This is a genomic window from Lentilactobacillus hilgardii (assembly GCF_009832765.1).
GTDB classification, from domain to species: domain Bacteria; phylum Bacillota; class Bacilli; order Lactobacillales; family Lactobacillaceae; genus Lentilactobacillus; species Lentilactobacillus hilgardii.
This window is the reverse complement of record NZ_CP047121.1, coordinates 1,629,214-1,649,847: the sequence shown is the minus strand read 5'-3', so window position 1 is coordinate 1,649,847 and position 20,634 is coordinate 1,629,214. Positions and strand designations below refer to the sequence as shown.

17 protein-coding genes and 1 other RNA gene are annotated in these 20,634 nt (G+C 40.3%); 8 read left to right on the top strand and 10 right to left on the bottom strand.

The genetic code is table 11. From position 1 onward, the window contains the following. Positions 1–24: 24 nt before the first annotated feature. The 4 genes from GQR93_RS07685 to GQR93_RS07670 form a co-directional block, all read right to left on the bottom strand. A complete protein-coding gene (locus tag GQR93_RS07685) occupies positions 25–1,185 on the bottom strand; it encodes a THUMP domain-containing class I SAM-dependent RNA methyltransferase (protein WP_003554007.1) in 1,161 nt (386 codons plus the stop codon). A 244-nt stretch (positions 1,186–1,429) separates the two neighbouring features. Continuing rightward, positions 1,430–1,805: RNase P RNA component class B (rnpB, locus tag GQR93_RS07680), an RNA gene on the bottom strand. 30 nt (positions 1,806–1,835) lie between these two features. Next, positions 1,836–2,222, bottom strand: coding sequence for a cell division regulator GpsB (gpsB, locus tag GQR93_RS07675; protein WP_003554005.1), 387 nt, complete (start codon positions 2,220–2,222; stop codon positions 1,836–1,838). A 56-nt stretch (positions 2,223–2,278) separates the two neighbouring features. Then, positions 2,279–2,851 (bottom strand): DUF1273 domain-containing protein, encoded by a 573-nt coding sequence (locus GQR93_RS07670; RefSeq protein WP_187117472.1) that lies wholly within the window; start codon positions 2,849–2,851, stop codon positions 2,279–2,281. 124 nt (positions 2,852–2,975) lie between these two features. Here GQR93_RS07670 and recU point away from each other — a divergent pair, with 124 nt between their 5' ends. Then, entirely contained in the window at positions 2,976–3,575 is a 600-nt protein-coding gene (gene recU, locus GQR93_RS07665) for a Holliday junction resolvase RecU (RefSeq protein ID WP_003554001.1), read from the top strand. Between the two features lie 17 nt (positions 3,576–3,592). Then, entirely contained in the window at positions 3,593–5,947 is a 2,355-nt protein-coding gene (locus GQR93_RS07660) for a PBP1A family penicillin-binding protein (RefSeq protein WP_159298738.1), read from the top strand. Between the two features lie 58 nt (positions 5,948–6,005). Here GQR93_RS07660 and GQR93_RS07655 read toward each other — a convergent pair whose 3' ends face one another. The 5 genes from GQR93_RS07655 to GQR93_RS07635 form a co-directional block, all read right to left on the bottom strand. Continuing rightward, positions 6,006–6,734, bottom strand: a complete 729-nt coding sequence (locus GQR93_RS07655; RefSeq protein ID WP_003553998.1) for a DnaD domain-containing protein — start codon at positions 6,732–6,734, stop codon at positions 6,006–6,008. 27 nt (positions 6,735–6,761) lie between these two features. Then, entirely contained in the window at positions 6,762–8,042 is a 1,281-nt protein-coding gene (gene asnS, locus GQR93_RS07650) for an asparagine--tRNA ligase (RefSeq protein WP_003553996.1), read from the bottom strand. Between the two features lies 1 nt (position 8,043). After that, positions 8,044–9,264, bottom strand: coding sequence for a pyridoxal phosphate-dependent aminotransferase (locus GQR93_RS07645; protein ID WP_003553994.1), 1,221 nt, complete (start codon positions 9,262–9,264; stop codon positions 8,044–8,046). 26 nt (positions 9,265–9,290) lie between these two features. Next, entirely contained in the window at positions 9,291–9,797 is a 507-nt protein-coding gene (locus GQR93_RS07640; RefSeq protein ID WP_003553993.1) for a cell wall elongation regulator TseB-like domain-containing protein, read from the bottom strand. Between the two features lie 135 nt (positions 9,798–9,932). Then, on the bottom strand, positions 9,933–12,770 hold the full coding sequence (locus GQR93_RS07635; RefSeq protein ID WP_003553991.1) for a helicase C-terminal domain-containing protein: 2,838 nt from the start codon (positions 12,768–12,770) through the stop codon (positions 9,933–9,935). A gap of 316 nt (positions 12,771–13,086) precedes the next feature. On the opposite strand from GQR93_RS07635, the gene mvk reads away from it, so the two are divergent. The 5 genes from mvk (at position 13,087) to yaaA (ending at position 18,120) form a co-directional block, all read left to right on the top strand. Beyond that, positions 13,087–14,064 (top strand): mevalonate kinase, encoded by a 978-nt coding sequence (gene mvk / locus GQR93_RS07630; RefSeq protein WP_003553990.1) that lies wholly within the window; start codon positions 13,087–13,089, stop codon positions 14,062–14,064. Further along, positions 14,021–15,031 carry a diphosphomevalonate decarboxylase gene (gene mvaD, locus GQR93_RS07625; protein WP_003553988.1) on the top strand — a complete coding sequence of 337 codons (1,011 nt, stop codon included), beginning with the start codon at positions 14,021–14,023 and terminating at the stop codon, positions 15,029–15,031. The genes mvk and mvaD overlap by 44 nt, the downstream gene beginning before the upstream one ends. A 20-nt stretch (positions 15,032–15,051) precedes the next feature. Beyond that, complete coding sequence (locus GQR93_RS07620; protein ID WP_223801123.1) at positions 15,052–16,143, top strand: phosphomevalonate kinase; 1,092 nt, start codon at positions 15,052–15,054, stop codon at positions 16,141–16,143. Further along, positions 16,140–17,171: a type 2 isopentenyl-diphosphate Delta-isomerase gene (gene fni / locus GQR93_RS07615; protein ID WP_003553985.1), complete on the top strand. Its 1,032-nt coding sequence runs from the start codon at positions 16,140–16,142 to the stop codon at positions 17,169–17,171. The genes GQR93_RS07620 and fni overlap by 4 nt, the downstream gene beginning before the upstream one ends. Before the next feature lie 187 nt (positions 17,172–17,358). Further along, a complete protein-coding gene (yaaA, locus tag GQR93_RS07610; protein WP_003553983.1) occupies positions 17,359–18,120 on the top strand; it encodes a peroxide stress protein YaaA in 762 nt (253 codons plus the stop codon). Positions 18,121–18,201: 81 nt separating this feature from the next. On the opposite strand, the gene GQR93_RS07605 is transcribed toward yaaA, so the two are convergent. Next, the gene (locus GQR93_RS07605) at positions 18,202–19,605 is read right to left on the bottom strand and encodes an RsmB/NOP family class I SAM-dependent RNA methyltransferase (RefSeq protein WP_003553980.1); all 1,404 of its coding nucleotides are present in this window, start codon (positions 19,603–19,605) and stop codon (positions 18,202–18,204) included. Positions 19,606–19,783: 178 nt separating this feature from the next. Here GQR93_RS07605 and GQR93_RS07600 point away from each other — a divergent pair, with 178 nt between their 5' ends. Continuing rightward, on the top strand, positions 19,784–20,611 hold the full coding sequence (locus GQR93_RS07600; RefSeq protein ID WP_003553979.1) for a Cof-type HAD-IIB family hydrolase: 828 nt from the start codon (positions 19,784–19,786) through the stop codon (positions 20,609–20,611). Positions 20,612–20,634 lie beyond the last annotated feature (23 nt).

Below are 20,634 nucleotides of genomic sequence, written 5' to 3'. Positions count from 1 at the left end.
ACATAAATAAAGTTTTAAATGACCTTAATAGTTAGATAAACTATTCATATTCCGAACTTTTTTACCCCAATATTGAAAATAGTCCGTCCTTAGAGCACCATTATATAATTTTCGTCGTTTGGTAGCCTTTTCTCCGTAATATTTTTCAAATTCGAGATCAGAGGTTAAGAAGTATTTGGACCAGCTTGAAAGCGGCTTAAATGCTTTGCCCATTTGCTTATATAAATCGTGGACCTGATCTTTTTCACTCATCCGTTCACCATAAGGTGGATTTGCAATCATGACACCGTTAACTTTATCGGTTTTAAAATCAGCGACTGCCAGCTGTTTAAAGTGAATATCATCCAGAAGCCCAACTTCTTCAGCGTTTCTTTTTGAAATTTCGACCATATTACCGTCTATATCGCTAGCAGAAATATCCAATTCTCGATCGTAATCTGCTTTTGAATCAGCTTCGTCACGCACATTCTGAACCATATCCGCATCAATCCAAGGCCACTTTTCACAAATGAAATCACGGTTAAATCCAGGTGCGATATTTCTACCAATTAATGCCGCTTCAATTGGGATGGTTCCAGAACCACACATTGGATCGATAAACGGCATATCAGGATACCAGCTAGTCAGTAAAATTAAAGCTGCAGCCATATTTTCCTTTAGCGGTGCCGGGCCCTTTTCAACTCTGTAACCCCGCTTAAATAGACTTGAACCGGTTGTGTCCAAAGTTAACATCGCACGATCCTTGTTTATTGCAATTTCCAAGGGGAATTTCGCACCCGTTTCTGGTAACCGGGTGTGACGATGATAGGATGTACTCAAGGAGTTTACAATCGCCTTTTTAACAATTGCTTGAACATCAGGAACACTATGTAGTTTAGAATTGCGTGAACGACCTTCAACCGGGAATTCAGCATCCATTGGTAATAGTTTATCCCACTGATTGGCAGCGGTGGCTTCAAACAAATCATCGAATGTCTGAGCATCGAACTCATCAACAATAATTTTGATTCGATCAGCAGTCCGTAGCCAGAGATTAGTCTTAATAATATCTTTTTCGTCTCCGGAAAAACGAACTCGGCCATTTTCAACTTGGGTATCATAACCCAGATTTCGTAATTCTTTACCTACCAAAGCTTCTATTCCGGCGGCACATGTCGCAACTAAATTAAATTTCAACTTATTCACTCTCGCTTATCTTTTTTGGTTTCTAAAACTTAATCATTCTTTAATTCCGTCCTGTTATACGTTATTTGTTTAATAAAGTTCCAGGGTGATACTCGTTAATAATATACATGATGATTCATTTTCAATACTTCACATGACTATCATACCGTATTTCAACAATAAACATTGGCTAAGAATTGTTTTTTTATGAAGATATTAAAAAAGACAGGAGCAAGCTCCCGTCTTTTTCCTGTTTAGTGCAAATCCCTATAAGCCATGTTTTGTGCTTCCTAACTTCCAGGAACAAATTAGGAAGTAGTAATTATCTATCTGAGAAATAGAACCTATTTCTCCCCCACACTTGGTTCAATTACCGTGTGTGAAGCTCCCCTACCAAAGTTTGGGTTTCCCGCTCGAGGGGTTTACCGCGTTCCACTGTCGAGATTTCTCAGGACATTCGTCACTGTGGCACCTTAAGGATTCTGCCGCATAGCTAAGCCTTAGCTTGGAATCCGCCGTAACTCTTAAAAAGAGTTCCCCGGCTTATTTTTTCACCGAGCACGAACACTACAGGCATCGCAGCCTGTGCGAGAATGGACTTTCCTCAGCCGGCATAAAGCCGACCGCAATTACTGAGGATCTGCACTGAAGTTAATCAACAAGTTAACTAATTACAACCGATGCGACTCATTTGAGCCACTATCAAGTTGCGATCCGAATACCCGTCGTTCCAAGTTTGACAAGCGTTTAAGAATGTCCATGTTCGTTGCACTGGACATCGGCTGGCTGGCAGTCTGCCGACTTGGTGTCGGATTAGCTGCACCGGTTGTTGGCATCGGTTGGTTACCAGAAACAGCAAGTTGTTTATTTAATTCATCAACCTGAACTTTCAACCGATCATTTTCGTCACTTAGCTCCTGTAATTGTTTATTAAAGGCTTCATAGTCTTTAATAATATTATCTAAGAAGCTGTCAACATCATTTGGATCATACCCACGCATCTTTTGTCGAAACTCTTTTTGGAGGATATCTTTTGGAGTATAGTTAATGTTTTCCATTTTATTGGTTACACCTCGTCTTAATTTGCAACAAACCACTAAAATGATATCATATATTAATCATCTTGAAAACTATTATTTTGGTTTTCTTGATACTCATCTGCAGCATTTTGGAGATCATCAAATGTGATCAGTCTGTATGGATACGGATGACTATCTGCAAATTTTTTAATTTTATCGAAATCGTACTGCGATTTTCCTGGATTATCTAAATCATATATCATGATCACTTGATCCGTATGATTTAACATGAATTCTTGATAATTTCTTAACTGTTGCGGAGAATGGTATGGCTGTTGGCTAACAGACGCAGAAAAATCAACTGATTGTCTTAGTTTCTGCAATTTCAGTTGGTTTTTTTCATTCCAATTATTGCCAAATTCTGCAAAAGGTAGCATCATTGAAGTCTGGAATTCATCCGGATACTCACTCTTTAAATGATTGGCAGCCTCCAAAGCCCACTGCTCCACTCCGAGTTGACCGCCTGAAATTATCCAGTCCGTACCGTTAATGATCGCCTGTCTGAGTTCGTTTGTCAATACGTAATCAATGACTTTGCGTTTTGGATCATCATCTTTAAACATGCCCAGTTCGTAGCTTCGATAGCCGGTTATCCATAGACGGCTCACAATATCACCCATTCATAAAACATTTTTCAATCACATACTCACTTGCTATAATATCATTATTAAAACTATTTTAAATGAAATTGCAGTACAATGTACATATTGATGTTAAAAGGGAGTTTGTTTTATGACAATTAAATACCCAGATGGTCATCAATTCCATCGTCAGTCCGGCTTCGAGCAGTCACATAATGATTCAATTGATTTTTCTAATCGTGGAATGACGCTTGAAGCTGAACTTAACGAAAGTAATAAATTTTATTTAAATAATGAAATTGCGGTGATTCACAAGAAACCTACCCCAATCCAAATTGTGTCGGTAGACTATCCCAAACGAAGTGCCGCAAGAATTAAGGAGGCTTATTTTCGAAAAGCATCAACAACTGATTATAATGGTGTTTATCAAGGCCATTACATTGATTTTGATGCCAAGGAAACGAAGAACAAAACGTCGTTTCCTTTAAAAAATTTTCATAAACATCAAGTTGAACATATGCGGGAATGCTTAAAGCAAAGAGGCATTTGTTTTGCTATTATCAAATTTGTCAATGATCAATCCGTTTTCCTACTTAAGGCAACGGATCTAATCGACTATTGGGATCAGCAGCAAGTCGGTGGGCGGAAGTCAATTCCGCGAAAAACTATTGAAGAAATCGGTGTTGCTGTTCCTTATCAAATTAACCCACTACTCCCCTATCTACGTGCGGTCGATTCGATCATTGAATAATCACGAAGGAGAAATCTATGTCACAGAATAATCCTCAGAATTCACGAGCGAATATGAGACGAGGTCGACAATTCACCAAGAAAAAAAAGAAGGGCCCGTTTAAACGCTTTATCAAGATTGTACTCAGTCTATTTTTACTTTTAATTTTGTTTGGAGCCGGTTTATTTGCTTATTACGCATCCAGTTCACCCCGGATCACTCAATCCGCACTTTCAAGCGATAATTCCACTCAAATTTATGATACAAATGGAAAAGTTATTTCACGGCTGGGAAGTCAAAATCGAGATTATGTCAAATCAAATAAAATACCAGGTACTCTGAAACAAGCGGTGGTCTCAATTGAAGATCGACGCTTTTATAAACATCATGGTGTTGATCCAATTCGTATTGTTGGCGCGGCCCTCTCCAATTTGACCGGTTCATCGTTAGGCATGCAAGGTGGCAGTACATTAACCCAGCAGTTGGTTAAGCTTTCGGTCTTTTCAACCGCGGCAAGTGATCGAACATTGAAACGAAAAGCTCAAGAAGCCTGGCTTGCAATTCAAGTTGAAAATCGCTACTCCAAATCCCAGATCCTTGAATTCTATATTAATAAAGTATATATGGGAAATGGTGTGTACGGTATGCAGACCGGTGCCGAGTTTTATTACAATAAAACATTGGGTCACTTAACACTGCCGCAATTAGCGTTGCTTGCTGGGATGCCGCAATCTCCAAAATATTATAATCCTTACATTTATCCCAAATACGCAACCGAGCGTCGAAATGAAGTCTTGAACGCAATGGTTAAAAATAAAGCCATTACTTCCGCTCAAGCTCAACGCGCCAAGAATACCAGTGTAAAAAGCGGTTTGGCGAAGACGCATACCCAAACGAGTGGATCCGCCAAAACGTCGAAATACATTGACTCCTATTTAAAACAAACCTTGGAAGAACTAAAAGCCAAAGGGTACAAAGCTAACAGTGGGTTGAAAGTCTACACGAATTTAAATATGAATGCTCAAAAGAAACTATATAAAGTTTCAAATAATGATCCAAGTATTGTTTACCCCAATAACCGGTTCCAGGTCGGGGCAACATTGGTTAACGTTAACAATGGTAAAGTAATGGCAATGCAAGGCAGTCGCAAAACCAAAGTAGCGTTTGGCCTTAATCGAGCCGTTCAAACCGGTCGTTCTTCCGGGTCGACTGCCAAGCCGATTATGGATTATGGCCCTGCAATTGAGTATCTTAAATATCCTACCTATCAGCCAGTGAAAGATACCCCTTATGTTTATCCCGGAACTGACAAAAACGTGATGGATTTTGACGATAAATATCAAGGAACAATAACCATGCGTAAGGCAATCGTTGAATCTAGAAATATTCCTGCTATTCGAACTTTGGAAAATGTGGGTATTTCCAAGGCCACTACTTTTCTGAAAAAGTTGGGCATGCCATTTAAGAAAACGTTGAGTCTTCAAAATGGTATCGGGTTATATATTTCTTCTGAACAGCTTGCTGCATCCTACGCTGCGTTTTCAAATGGCGGTACTTACTACAAGCCTTATATTATCAATCGTATTGTCCAAGCAAATGGCGTTACTAAACGGTTCCATCCAAAGGGAAAACGTGCAATGTCGCCCGCAACTGCATTTATGATAACCAATATGTTAAAGGGTGTTATGACTGATTCTGACGGTTCGGGAACCACCGCAAAGATTTCCGGGTTGTACGAAGCTGGTAAAACAGGAACAACTCAGTATCCTGATGACTATTTAAATAAAGTTCCTGCAAATTCATCAATGGATGCATGGTTCTCCGGTTATACTAAAAATTATGCGTTGGCAATTTGGACAGGATATGATCATCAGTTTAAAGCAAATTCGTATATCACACAGCCACAAAGTGAAATTTCTCAGCAGATTTATAAGTCGGTTATGTCCTATGTTTCTCAAAACAAGCCTAATAGTGATTGGACACAGCCGAGTGACGTTGTGGCCACTAATCGTGGCGGTAACACTGAATATTACGTTGCCGGGTATCCCGGGACTGTCACGGATAATACTACGACAGCTGCTGGGAGTTACTCAGTAGAAAGTAGTTCGAGCTCAAACGGGACGATTACGACGTCGCCTAGAAGCAATGAAGAAAATCGGGGCAGTTCAACAGAATCTTCACAAACCGCACCAACAACACAGCAACCAAGCGGTAGTGGTTCGTCGTCTGGTGATGGTACGGACAATAGCAGTTCCAGTACCAGTTCATCTTCAACGGATAATAATCCGGGAACGGGTTCCTCAAGTGATGGTGGTGGTTCAACCTCTGATTCTTCAAATAACCAAGATAGTAATTCGCCTGACTCGAATAACAATGATGTAAATGATCAATAATAGGTCAATACAAATAGAGGTCCAGCCAATGGCTGGACCTCTATTTGTGTCATAAACCCTATTTATCTTTATTAGGATTAGTAATATCGACAAATGGAATTTTAGGACCTTTATAAGGTTCCTCAGTTTCTGAATTATTTCGAGTACGATTTCGATTGTATTCCTCGATTTGTTGGGCTGTTTTCAAGTGTCGCTTTTCCCAATTTCTTAAAATACGATCCATATATTTAAGATTATATACTTGACTTAAAACGGCTTCTTTTAAAGCTAATTCAACCATTTTAGGAGAATAGTGATCCAAATCAATCCACTGACTAATAGATTCCATTTCTAACGGTGAAAGTGTTCTGCCAAACTCTTTCTCAATGCTTTCAAACATCTCTTGTCTTTGCTGATCACTGACCTGTGGTTCAGTTGACGGAATGGGTTCCTTTTCTTCACTGGTATCAGTGGAATCTGCTTGTTCAACAAGCGATAATTTTTCATATAATGAATTAAAGTCATAGGCATCGACCTGCTGATTATCAACATTAACCTGAGTAATTTTGGCCAGCTTTTTTTGAATCATCTGATGAAAGATCTCAAAAAGTTGTTGTTTGCTATACCCTGTTAAAGCCGTTAGACCATCAATTTCAGGCATCGGGACAATTAAGGTCCGGTTGCGTTTGATTAAAATATAAAGAAGCAGCTCTTCATTGGACATCCCTATCTTGCGATAATTTTTCAACAAAAGATTCGTAATAGTCGTCTGTCCGTATTGAAGCACATCGTGTGCATACCTATCCAAGTTGACTCACCTCTTTATGCGACATCATTATGGATAAATTCGGTTAAGCAATCGTGGGAACGCAATGGCTTCGCGGACGTGATCTTCACCGGTAATCCAAGTAAGCGCCCTTTCCAGCCCCAAACCGAATCCTGAGTGAGGCACACTGCCGTATTTACGTAGATCAAGATACCATGAATATTCCTTAGGATCTAAGCCGGCCTTAACGATTTGATCGTAAAGGTAATCGTAATCAACAGCCCGTTCGGAGCCGCCGATGATTTCACCATAGCCTTCAGGTGCAAGTAAATCAGCACAGATGACAACATCGTCACGGGTTGGGTGCGGCTTCATGTAGAATGGCTTAATAGCTTTCGGATAGTTCAAAACAAACACGGGTTGGTCAAATTGATCGGCTAAGAAAGTTTCTTCCGGTGAGCCAAAATCTACGCCCCAGTCAAGATCGAAATCATTTTTCTTTAAGAGGTCAATGGCTTCATCATAACTGATTCGTGGATAAGGAAGGATTGTATATTTCTTTAGTGTTTCAATATCACGACCGAGTGTCTTGAGTTCCATTTGACAATTATCAATGACACGTTGAACAAGGTAAGCAATATAGCGTTCCTGAATATCTAAGCTTTCTTCTTGGTGCATGAAAGCCATTTCAGGCTCGATCATCCAGAATTCAATTAAATGACGGCGAGTCTTAGACTTTTCAGCACGAAAAGTCGGACCAAATGAGAAGACCTTGCCAAAGGCTTCAGCACCTGCCTCTTCATACAGTTGACCACTTTGGGAAAGATAAGCGTCTTTATCAAAATATGTCGTATGGAAAAGATCGGTTGTACCTTCAGGAGCGCTGCCAGTTAAAATTGGCGCATCAATTTTGATGAAACCTTCATCATTGAAGAAGTCATAAGTTGCTTTGATGACTTCATTTCGAATACGCATAACGGCATGTGGCCGACTTGAACGAAGCCAAAGATGACGATGATCCATTAAGAAGTCGACACCGTGCTCTTTGGGCGTGATGGGATACTCATGTGACTCACTGACAACCTCGATAGATTCAACTTCAATTTCATAACCAAAATGTGATCGGTTGTCTTCATGAATAATACCGGTAATCCACATACTGGTTTCCTGCTTAACTTCTTTTGCCAGTTCAAAGGTTTCCTCAGAAACGTTATTTTTAACCACGACGCCTTGAAAATAAGCAGTTCCGTCTCGTAACTGTAAAAAAGCAATTTTCCCGCTTGATCGTTTATTGGTGAGCCAAACACCAATCTTTACTTTTTCATTGACGTATTTAGGTGCGTCAATCATGTTAATTTGTCTCAATGGAAATTCCTCCAGATACTTTTTTTTCTAAATAATGGGTCATAAACGTGTTAATACGTTTAACGGCAATCTTTAGGTCTTCCATGCCGGTTGCATAACTTAATCTTAAGTAACCGGGCATACCAAAAGCACCACCGTCCACAACGGCAACGTGAGCTTCATTCAAAAGGAGTTCAACTAATTGTGATGATGTGTCGACACCAACAATGTTCATGGCCTCTTCAACGTTTGGAAAGAGATAAAATGCCCCTTCCGGTTTTTGTTCAATATGAAAACCCGGTACTTGTTGCAATAATGGATAAATTGTATTTAAACGTTTTTCAAACGCCTGACGCATTGTTTCAACTTCTGTTTGATCGGATCTAAATGCTGCAATTGCAGCGTATTGGCTAACTGTAGCCGGATTCCCGGTTGAATGTGAAAGAATCGCATTGATTTTGCTGATAATTTCGGGAACAGCAGCCACGTATCCAATTCGCCAGCCGGTCATTGAGTAAGCCTTGGAAACACCGTTTACTAGAATAGTGGATTCCGCAATTTGTTTACCACATTGAATCAGTGAATAAAATTTGGTTTCGTTATAGACCAGTTTTCCGTAAATGTCATCGGCAATTAAAAGAATATGATGATCAACCGCCCACTGGCCAATTGTTTGTAACTCTGCTTTTGAATAGACAGTTCCGGTTGGATTCTGGGGTGAATTAATCACCAGAAGCCGTGTATGATCATTAACAACCCTATTCAAGCTATCCGTTGTGATCTTAAATTCGGCATTTGTGTCAACAAGGATTGGTGTCCCACCTGCCAGTGAGACTTGCTGACCGTAACTAACCCAACTGGGTTTGGGCATTAAGACTTCATCCCCGTTGTCAACCAATGCCTGCATGATGACGTAAAGAGCCATCTTGGCACCATTAGCTACACTAATTTGTTCAGGCGCGTAATTAACATGATAATCTGCTTGAATTCGGTCGGCAATTGCCCTTTTTAGTTCGGGCAATCCGCTTGCAGGCGTATAAAAGCTGGTCTTACCATGCTGAATGGCATCAATTGCAGCAGCCGCAATAACTTTTGGAGTAGTAAAATCTGGTTCCCCAATGCCTAAGTTAATAACGTCAATCCCATTTCTGATCATTGCTTTGGCTCTATTTGACACGCCAACCGTTGCCGAAGGCTTAACTTGCATTGCCCGATTTGAAAATTTCATTGTTTTTTCCCTTTCATAATCTACGTCTAAATATTTTCAATCAACTTTTTAACTGACCCTGATTTAAAATTCAAAGTCGCAAAGCACAAATTGTTACTGGAGTTAATGTAACTGATAACCCAGTAAGGCTTGTTGTTAATCAGCGTTAAGCCGACATTGTTAATCTTCTTTGGCCGTTTTAATTGTTGAATCCGATTTCTAATCTGGGTTTCGCTTAATCCTGCACGTTGATTAACAACCGTTACATTACCACCCTTTTTAGCAACGATGACATACACCGGCTTGTTTTTATTAGTCTTACCGGCAATCGAATAGTAAGTTTTACCAAGGTTAGCCGAGTAAAAGGTATTTGCTGATTTTAAATCAGCGTATTTTTTTGCAATCGAAATCGTCTGACTTCGTGCAGTTGCCATCGGCTTTTCGGCCTGATGGATAATGATAAATGTTGTAAAACCCAGAATAAAAATCAGCAAGATAATTATCCATCTGAGTTTAACTTTGGGATCACGCTTAATTCGCCGTTCTCGTTGCATGACATTTTCCTTCCAAATAATTTGATTGACGGTACCTCATAAAACATGTGGCTGAAAAGAATACTGATAACAGATTTCAACTAGTTTCCACATACATTTTTTATTATATCAAATAATCAACTTATCGGGATAACCTTAATTCCTGCTTTCAAAAAACTTAACCATGTCATTAATACAATCGTCAAGTTGTCCGGTCATCACAGGAATTTCATTTTTTAAGTTGGTCAAAATTGTTTGTCCATAGCGTTTGGTTGTTAATCTGGGGTCCAATACAAAAATAGTGCCATAGTCAGCCTTTGTTCGTAATAGTCGTCCCATTCCCTGGCGTAGCCTTAGTGTTGCTTTAGGCAAAGCCAAACTATAGAACGGATTCTTGCCCTTACTACGTTCAACTGAGTAAAGCGCATGATTATACGGATCTTCCGGCGTATCGAATGGAAGCTGAGCAATAATCAAATTTTCCAATAAATGAGCGGGAAAATCGACACCCTCCCAGAATGTGTTGGCTCCCAATAAAATAGCCGGCTCGCTATGAATAAACTGCTTGCTTAGGCGGGCAGCGGTACCGTTAACGCCCTGAGCCAATACCAGATGAGTGGCCGTAAAACCGTCTTTAGAAAGAAATTGATGTGTTTTTTCAATTGCTTTTAATGAATTAAATAGTACTAGGGTTTGCCGGGGCGAGGCTTGATAAATTTTTTTGATTGACTGGGCAACCTGTTGCAGATAGTCATCGGAGTTGGTTATAAAGTGTTCCTTTGACTGCTTATCAATTAGATAGATTCGAGCTTGATTCTTAGGATCAAAGTCACTTTGAAGCCTCCTAACAGAGGCAGCCTTTCGATCGATTCCCAGTAAGTTGAAAATAAATTGGGATCGTCTTGATGAAAAAATCGTGGCGCCTGTGAAAGTTGGAGGCTCAAATGATGCATAGATGCGGTGATTCAAGTAATCTTCGGTTTTTAAAATGCCTTGATTAATTGTAAAACTGTTAATGTCTTTTACATGATTGACAGTTACCCAAACAACATTTTGATTAATCGCTGATTCATCCATATCAATGATGGAGAGCAAAAATGTCAGCTTTTCGGCAAACTCGTTAAAGTCTTCATAAAGGTCATATATACTGGAGTAATCGCGATTAGTGAATGCATCAGTAGAATGATCGATCTCAGAGTTTAACCGAATTAACAGGTCTTCCACTTCGGATTGTTTATCCTGAAGCCGGGTAATGGTTTCCCGATTTTCGTTAATGATGGCCTTAAGGTCGCTGATTGGAATGAGCCGCACAAAGAAGCTGGCATTTTTGTGGAGCTGTTGATTAGCAATCATCTGGCTATATAGACGATGGGTCAGCTGCTTGAGCAGGCTTTTGATTTGATTTAGGGTTTCATCAAGATCGTCAGCAGAGTTGTTTAAAACACTGTTACCGGAGAAGGCATCCCTCGCACTTCCATGATGGCCTTCCTGAATATCACCTCGGACCCGATTAACCGCTGACATAACGGCCAAAGGATTAATTTGTTTTTGATTATTTCGGATCGCTGTTTCAGCAAATTGCTGGGTTTCATCAATTAATAAGTATGGTTTAACCGGGAAGTCACTAAAGAACTGCCAGTTTTTAAGCAAATAGCTGTGATTTACGATAATAAAATCGGCATTCTGAGCTTTTTTTAAGTTATATCGTAAAAAGTCTTCGTCGTAAAAAGGTGAATTCGCATCGAGCCACTTCACTCCGGAATGTTGAATTGTCCAAACGAATGGCGTTTGTTCCACGTTCAAGTGCAGTTCGTCAAGATCTCCAGTAGTCGTCATTGTCAGCCAAACTAATATTTGCGCTTTAATGAAGGCGGTTTGAACGGAACTATCGGCAACAAATAATAAATGACGGAACTTGTTGAGATCAATGTAGTGACTGGCCCCCTTCAAAATGACACTGTTAATTTTGAAGGGCAAACTCTGATTCAATAATGGCAATGTCTGATTTTGAAGCTGAAACTGCAGATAAGTCGTTGCTGTACTAATGACAACGGGCTTTTGCGCGCTTGCCAAATAACTGAACGGCAAACTATAACCCAAACTTTTTCCAATGCCGGTTGGTGCTTCGATAACGAGTGGTTTGGCAGGATGATGACCATCGCTGGCATAGTTGTTGTAAATCATGTTCATCATCTTGTTCTGTTCAATTCGGGATTCCAAATGAGGCGGTAAAATTTTGGATTTAGCAGTTCGGGTCTTTGGGAATTTGGCTTCCGCCGTTTTGCTCTGAGGTTCATTTAAAATCGGCTCCCGTTTTCGCAAAACCAATCCGGCCGATAATTTAAGCTGATCCGGCAATTTTTCTGCTAATGATTCTGACCGATTTTCATCGTTAACCTGTATAAAAACTTTCATCGTATCAAGTGGTAATGAAGGATTGATCTGAATGATTTGTTCAAGCGTTCTTCGAGGCAGCATCTTAACCTGTCGAAGTAGTATTAACAGGAGCTTGGCGGTTGCCAGTGCGTCACTGTCAGCAGTGTGTGGATGATTGTGGATAATATTAAAATAGGCGCTAAGGTCCTGAAGCCGATAGCTTGAGAGTGTTGGTAACAGAATTTGACTTAAAGTAACGGTATCAATAGCCTCAATGTCCAATTCAGGATACCCCACGCGTTGAAATTCACCGTTGAGAAATGGAAAATCGAAATTAACGTTGTGAGCAACAAAGACTGTTCCACTTAAAAGTTTATATAATTTAGAAGATACCTGGTCAAAAGTAGGTGCTTTCTTTAATCGTTCAGGCGTAATGCCGGTCAATTGAATAATTCGTTCGGGTACCTCACGTTGAGGATTAATATCACTCACATATGTTTCAACAATTTTACCGTGAGCCACCAACGTGCAGCTGAACTGAATAATTCGATTGTCAACACTCATATCTGTTCCGGTTGTCTCTATATCAACAACCGCATAAGTCGTTTTTGAGTTCATAATTGTTTCACCAAAATCGTTTAATTTTTAATAATGATTCTTAAACAATACACTATCTACTATGTTACTACAGTCAAGATGTGTTAGGCTACTGAAAATAAGTGTGAACGAGATTGATATTTTTATATACTAAGAAACAATTCAAAATAATCAATTGGTGTTAACTTAATTTAGTGTTAATTAAGGAATCGTTACCCCCGATTATTTATGATTACTTAATTTCTATTTTTTATGAATATTTTAAAAAAATGGTTACGATTCTTTCTGCGCTTAAATTATGATAAAATTGGACTGTTTGAAAGTGAGCGGATAAAGATTGAAAGAAAATGCGAAAGCGAAAAGCTATGCAAAAATAATTTGGTTCGGTGAACATAGTGTGGTTTATGGAAAGCCTGCTATTGCCCTGCCGCTATATAACGTAGATGTCCACACCAGTATTAAAACCGACGTTACCGGTCAGACCATTAACTGCCGTTACTTTGATGGACCCATAAGTAAAATGGCTGATAACTTAAAGGGTGTCAGTGTGCTTATTCACGAATTGTTAACGATTTTTAATGCAACCGACTTGAATTTCCATCTTGAGATCGATAGTAAAATTCCATCTGAAAGAGGGATGGGCTCTTCAGCAGCAACGGCTGTTGCGATTGTTCGGGTATTCTTTAAACTTTTTGAAACCCCTCTGACCCGTGACCGGCTTCTTGGATTGGCCGATGTTGAAGAAAAGATTACTCATGGTAATCCGAGCGGTTTGGATACTGCAACGGCCAGTTCCGATACACCGGTGTGGTTCATTCGAAATGAAATTAACGAACAAATCGACTTTAATTTATCCAAGTCTTCTTTAGTGATTGCTGACAGTGGTATTAAGGGGAAAACCGGCGAAGCAGTGTCGATGGTTCACGATAATTTACTTGATCAACCGGAATTTGCAAAACCCTTAATTGATCAGTTGGGCCAAATTGCCAAGGACGCCCGCCAGGCATTGCAGATATCAGATGAGCAGCGCTTGGGCCGCTTGATGACCCAGTCCCAATACAATCTGTCAAAACTGGGTGTCAGTACTCGGAAATTGGATGATTTTTGCCGCATTGCAATTCAAAATGGTGCACTTGGTGCCAAACTAACCGGTAGCGGACTTGGTGGCTGTATGATTTCAATTGTTGAAAATCAGGTAGACGCTCAAAGAGTGGCGACTGAGTTACTTAAGGCCGGTGCCACTCAAACATGGATTCAATCTTTCACAAATTATGAATTTTCAATTGGAGATAACAATGGCAACCTTGTCAAATAATCCCGTCACTGCACGGGCCCATACTAATATCGCACTCATTAAATATTGGGGGAAGAAGGATGAATCGTTAATCATCCCTTACACCAGTAGTTTATCGTTGACCTTGGATCATTTTTATACGGACACCACCGTTTGGTTTGATGAATCGTTATCAACCGATCAGATCATAATCGATGGTCAGATACCTTCTGAAAAAAGTCGTCAGCGGGTTCATGATTTCTTGGAAATTGTGAGAGGAAAGGCACAAATTGCCATCCCTGCATCAATTTCTTCTACGAACCACGTCCCCACCGCTGCGGGTTTGGCATCATCGGCTTCTGCTTTTGCCGCACTCGCAGCATCAGCCAGTGAGGCAGCCGGACTTCATCTGGATGCAACCGAACTTTCCAAACTTGCCAGACGTGGTTCCGGATCTGCATGCCGGTCTGTGTTTGGTCATTTTGTTGAATGGCAACGAGGAACAAATGATGCCGATTCATACGCCAAGCCATTACCAGACTCCGGCTTAAATGATATTCGAGTTGTCGCACTGACTGTCGAACGTGGCCAAAAAGCTGTTTCGAGTCGACAAGGGATGCACCTGTCTGTGACAACTTCACCCTACTATCCGGCTTGGGTAAAAACCTGTCAGGCCGATCTTCTTCAGTTAAAATCGGCTATTGAAAAAGGTGATTTTACCCGTTTTGGTAAGATTAGTGAACTCAACGCGATGCGAATGCATGCACTTACTTTAAGCGCTGATCCCAGTTTTACATATTTCAATGGTCAAACATTGGCAATTATGAATTTGGTCAAGCAGCTTCGTCACCAAGGAACCGAGTGTTATTACACAATTGATGCCGGTCCAAACGTTAAAGTTCTTTGTCAGCAGTCAACGGTTGCAAAAATCTCCGCAACATTTGCACAGGTCTTAGGTGATCAAAACGTGATTATTGCAAAGCCTGGACCAGGAGTTCAATATTTATAATTTTGAAAGGAAATGATCACTTGATAACCGCTAAGGCTCCAGGAAAATTATACATTGCGGGTGAATATGCCGTGGTTGAAACCGGCTACCCGTCAATTATTGTCGCCTTGGATCAATTTGTGACAGTTGAAATTTCTCGGAGCAAGTCCTTTGGGAGCATTGTCTCCAAACAATACCGTGAAGATTCGGTTTTCTGGCGGCGTCAGGGGGATCAGATGATTCTCGATAACCGGGACAATACATTTAATTACATTATTTCTGCTATTCGGTTAACAGAAGAATATGCCCAGACACTTGGCCGACGGATGGAAGTTTATGATCTTCGCGTTAATAGCGATTTGGATAGTCCGAATGGCAAAAAATATGGTTTGGGATCATCAGCAGCTGTGACGGTTGCAACTGTGAAAGCACTTTGTGAGTTTTATCAGATTCCTCTGACCAAGAGTAAACTCTTTAAACTATCGGCAATAGCTCACTTGGATGTTCAGGGAAACGGGTCTTTGGGCGATGTGGCTGCGAGTGTCTATGGAGGCTGGATCGCCTACCAATCATTTGACCGTAATTGGTTAATGGCTGCTCATCGTCAACAAAGCCTGACAGAATTAGTTGACCAGCCATGGCCTGATTTGACAATCACACAATTAACGCCACCGGAAAATCTTCGATTGATTATTGGTTGGACAGGATCTCCTGCCTCAACTTCGCATTTAGTTGACAAAGTGGCCATTTCAAAAAGCCGTCAGCATGAAACTTACAATCAATTCTTAATTGACAGCAAGAAGTGTTTAAATGATTTGATCGATGGTTTTAAAAACGGAAGTTTATCGACCATTCAAGCCGGCATTCAAAAAAATCGTGAGATCCTTAAACGTTTGGCGGAGTTCTCAAAGGTTCAAATTGAAACGCCGACCCTCAAAAAAATGTGTGATATTGCGGTTGCTCATTCAGCGGCAGCCAAATCTTCGGGAGCCGGTGGCGGTGATTGTGGCATTGTCGTTATCGATAAAAATCAAAATATTAAATCACTTATTAAACGTTGGGAAGAAAATGGCATTACCAGATTGTCTTTAAGAGTTCACCCAGTTATTGATCTTGCTAAGGAGACAAAATGATATCAAAACATTCACATCGAAAAGACGAACATATTTCGTTAGCTGAAAAGTTTTATCAGGATACCGATGTTTTTGCCCCGCTTAGATTTGTTCATCAAAGTCTGCCAAAATATGCACTCTCTGAAATTGACCTTTCAACTAAGATTGGGCCGTTAAACCTTCAAATTCCCTTCTACATTGAAGCAATTTCGGGTGGCAGTCCGCATACAAGGGATATTAATCAAAAATTGGCAACAATTGCGAAGAAAACAGGACTTGCCATGGCTGTTGGCTCTCAAAGTGTAGCTCTCAGTGACACTTCTTTGGTTGAGACGTTTACGGTTGCCCGTGAGGTTAATCCGGACGGCCTTTTATTTGCCAATATAGGTGCTAATAAAACGGTCAATGACGCCAGACATGCAGTAGCTATGATTGATGCAGATGCTTTGGAACTTCACGTTAACCCTGCTCAGGAACTCATTATGCCGGAAGGTGACCGCCAATTTAACTTTTTAACCAACATTAAGCAAATTGTTGAGGGGCTTTCAGTACCGGTTATTGTTAAAGAAGTCGGCTTTGGAATGAGCCGTGAGACTATTCAGCAACTGATTGACCTGGGTGTTGGCTATGTAAATGTTAGTGGCCAGGGTGGAACTAATTTTGCTGAAATTGAAAACTTTCGGCGGCGTGATAAAGAGATGGCTTACCTTAAAGATTGGGGATTAACAACGCCGGAATCTTTAATGGAAAGTCGACCCTTCCAGGACCGCTTGACTGTTCTGGCTTCTGGTGGCGTCAAATCCCCTTTGGATATTGCTAAATGCCTGGCACTTGGAAGTCACGCAGTTGGTGTTGCCGGGACGTTTCTACATCTGGTTATCCACGAAAATATTGATGAAGTCATTAGGGTTATTGAACAGTGGCAATATGGGTTAAAGACCATTATGATGCTGACCAACTCAAAGAATATTACTGAACTGCAAAAGAAGAAATTGATTTTACCGCCGTCCCTAGCGTCATACTTGGAACAAAGGCATTTAACTTATTGATCATTTTTTTAAAATAAACAAACACCACTCGCCAAAGGGTTGGTGTTTGTTTATTTTGCCTCCTTAAAACTCAAACGACTTATTTGTCCATCTGACGAGTTCTATACTTTCGGTTACAATAGATTTAATCCTTATTTTTACTCGATGAAGTGACTACGACAATGAAAGGAAACGATCAATTAATCTCATGAAACTCATCATCTCCCCAGCTAAAAAAATGGTCACTAATTTAAATGATTTTGAGGTGAAGGACCTTCCAATATATTTAAGAGCCTCTCAAAAGCTTCTAAAAGCCATGCAAGAGTTAACTTACGCAGATGCTCAAGCCCTCTGGCATACCAGTGACAAGCTGACCAAAACTAATTATGATCAACTACAAAAGATGGAACTAACCAGTCGACTGACCCCTGCCGTTCTTAGTTTTACTGGCATCCAATATCAATATATGGCACCGGATATTTTAACAGCCCCTGCCCTTAATTATATTCAGGAAAATCTTCGAATTCTATCTGGGCTTTACGGAATTCTTAAACCATTTGACGGAGTTGTTCCCTATCGACTGGAAATGCAGGCACATATTCCTCTGGTGGGCATGAAAAATCTTTATTCATTTTGGGGAGATCGTTTATATCAATCCTTAAACATTAATAAAGAGCCCATCATTAATTTGGCTTCCAGGGAATATTCAAAGGCAATTATCCCCTTTTTAAAGCCAAATGATATATTTATAGATGTTGTGTTTGGTCATTTGGTTAATGGGCAATTAAAAACCAGGGCTACGTTGGCAAAAATGGCTCGTGGCGAGATGGTTCGCTTTATTGCGGAAAACCAACTTACGATGGTTGAAGACATCAAGCGCTTTGATTCTCCAAATTATGTTTTTGATTTAAAACGATCAACGGCTAAAAAATTGGTTTTTATTGAGAAAACAAATCGTTCTAACAAATGAACAAAAGGCTAAATAAAAACAGCATTCATCCTTTTGAATTTAAAGGTTGAATGCCGTTTTTGAGTTTGGAATAATTAATCGTTATTTAGCATCATTAATGGAACTAGTTGGCTGAAACCGCAGTCCCTTTGGAAAGAAATTCTTGGCCGTTCCATTCACGATCTTTGAAAAGCCGATTGACTGGCCTTCACAGGCTAACAGATACCAGCCCTTTTTCAACTCCTTATTAACTGTAAAGGTGTCTCCGTGGACATACTTTTTCCAATCATCAGTTGAAATGTCAATGACCCGTTTTGCCGTATCCGGTCGAAGTGCTAAGGCAAGAGCATAACTTGGTTCAAACCGATTTTTCTTGAAGAAACCCAATTGCAAGCCATCTCTAACAATCTTTATTTTTCCAAGATCAGGGGTTTCTAATGGTACCGAATACAACGTTTCTTTAAAAGTTCTTAGATTTCCAATTGGAAGCGTCTTAAGCATTTCGGCTGCGAAATTTTCCCATAACGTTCTTTGATCTGCGGATAACGTTGTGGTATTTTTGGTATCGCGTTGGCGACGCTTCTTTTGCTTAGATGGATGTGGTATTGGGCTCGAACTTTCTTCCGGTTTCTTCAATTTGGCAATAAAGTGGCCTTCACCATTAAAATGGTTTGGAAAAATGCGAACACAATTCACCAAATCCGGATTGCCATCTGCCCAATCAGGTCGACCGTTGTCCATTCCAGGGAATTTTTTAACCGGTAAGATATCAAAATGATATTGTTTGACAAGCCAAGCAATAATCTGTTCATCCTCTTCGGGTGCAAATGTGCAGGTTGAATAGATCAATTCCCCACCGTGTTTCAAGTTTTTAACGGTTTCACTTAAAATTTGGCGTTGTCTGGTTGCACATTCTTCTGGGTAACCAAGGCTCCAATAAGAGACCGCGTCAGGATCTTTTCGAAACATGCCTTCCCCGGAACAAGGCGCATCTACCAGTATTCGATCAAAAAAGTTTGGCAGTTGTTTAGCAATTATTTCAGGGGTACTGTTAGTTACAATCGTATTGGTTAGCCCAAACCGCTCCACATTTTCCATCAAAACTTTAGAGCGTTTATGATCAATTTCATTTGCGATCAGCAGTCCCGAATTTGCCATGTAACTGCCAACGTGAGTTGTTTTACCGCCCGGTGCAGCACAGAGATCCAATACCCTTTCACCCGCCTTGGGAGCGGCAACCTCGCCTACATACATAGCACTGGGTTCTTGGCTATAGACCGCCCCGCTTTGGTGGGCAACGGTTTTACCGCTAACGTCACCGTAATACCCCAATTGGCAGTGGGCTGTAGGATGACTCAGGTCGATATTAACCGGCTGATTTTGTTTTAACGGATTAAGTCGAAAACCATGATTAGCTGTTTTTGAAAAGCTGGCAAGAAACTGCAATGCTTCTTGTTGACCAAGTAATTTTGTATATTTATTTTTAAAATCATCTGGTAACTGCATGATGGATCCTTTCTAATCATAAAATGTCAAATTATTATAGTTGGAAGTCGGTAAGTTATTTTTGTACGTAACTTCTAAAATATCTTAAAGGTATTTAATTTTCAAGTCAATCGCACGTTCGAATAAATTGACGAGCGTCCTATTTTTCGATAGTATTAATGAATATGCTGGTTAAGGAGTGATAATTATTTCTAAAAAAATGATCGCGTTGGACCTGGACGGCACAACGTTGAATGACGATGCACAACTAAGTTCCAGGACACAGTCGGTAATTAACCAGGCAGTCAAAGAAGGTTGTGTGGTCAGTATTGTAACCGGCCGTCCCAACCGACTTTCTGAAAGTTTCTATGACGACCTTCATTTAAATACACCAATGATCAATTTCAATGGTAACTTAGGCATTTTACCACATAAAAATTGGGAGCGCGAATACCAGTACACAATTGATAAAGAAATTGTGATGGAGCTTCTATCCAATAGCCGAAAGCTTGGATTAAATCTGATCGCAGTTGAAGGTCGGGACCTGTTTTTGGCAAATCGTGGCATTAGTAGTGGCTTCGGATTTTTCCCAAGCACATTACAATCCAACCAAATCCTAAATCAGAAAAGCCTTAAAGATAATCCAATTAGTATTACGGTTCAAGTTGAGCAGCCCGGACAAAAGCAAGCATTAATGGACTATGTCTTACATCATTTTGGTGATCAAGTTGAAGTTTCTCCCTGGGGTGGCCCACACCCAATTGTCGAAATTGCGACCAAAGGCATCCATAAATCGACCGGTTTAAAGTTTTTGGCCGATTACTATGGCATTCTACAAAAAGATATTATTGCGTTTGGAGACGAAGCAAATGACGCGACTATGATGAAATACGCAGGCACAGGAGTTGCCATGAAAAATGCGATCGATTCCATCAAGAAAAGCGCGGATGAGGTAACCCAATACACCAATGATCAAGACGGTGTTGCCCGTTACTTGGAAGACTACTTAAATTTGGCCGTGGGATAATTTTTTTGACAGATAATAAAAAA

Coding starts and splice junctions, on each gene's coding strand:
- gpsB (WP_003554005.1), bottom strand. CDS start 2,222: ATGGAAAACATTAACTATACTCCAAAAGATATCCTCCAAAAAGAGTTT.
- recU (WP_003554001.1), top strand. CDS start 2,976: ATGACAATTAAATACCCAGATGGTCATCAATTCCATCGTCAGTCCGGC.
- GQR93_RS07660 (WP_159298738.1), top strand. CDS start 3,593: ATGTCACAGAATAATCCTCAGAATTCACGAGCGAATATGAGACGAGGT.
- asnS (WP_003553996.1), bottom strand. CDS start 8,042: ATGATTGACGCACCTAAATACGTCAATGAAAAAGTAAAGATTGGTGTT.
- GQR93_RS07645 (WP_003553994.1), bottom strand. CDS start 9,264: ATGAAATTTTCAAATCGGGCAATGCAAGTTAAGCCTTCGGCAACGGTT.
- GQR93_RS07640 (WP_003553993.1), bottom strand. CDS start 9,797: ATGCAACGAGAACGGCGAATTAAGCGTGATCCCAAAGTTAAACTCAGA.
- GQR93_RS07635 (WP_003553991.1), bottom strand. CDS start 12,770: ATGAACTCAAAAACGACTTATGCGGTTGTTGATATAGAGACAACCGGA.
- mvaD (WP_003553988.1), top strand. CDS start 14,021: ATGAATTTTCAATTGGAGATAACAATGGCAACCTTGTCAAATAATCCC.
- fni (WP_003553985.1), top strand. CDS start 16,140: ATGATATCAAAACATTCACATCGAAAAGACGAACATATTTCGTTAGCT.
- yaaA (WP_003553983.1), top strand. CDS start 17,359: ATGAAACTCATCATCTCCCCAGCTAAAAAAATGGTCACTAATTTAAAT.
- GQR93_RS07605 (WP_003553980.1), bottom strand. CDS start 19,605: ATGCAGTTACCAGATGATTTTAAAAATAAATATACAAAATTACTTGGT.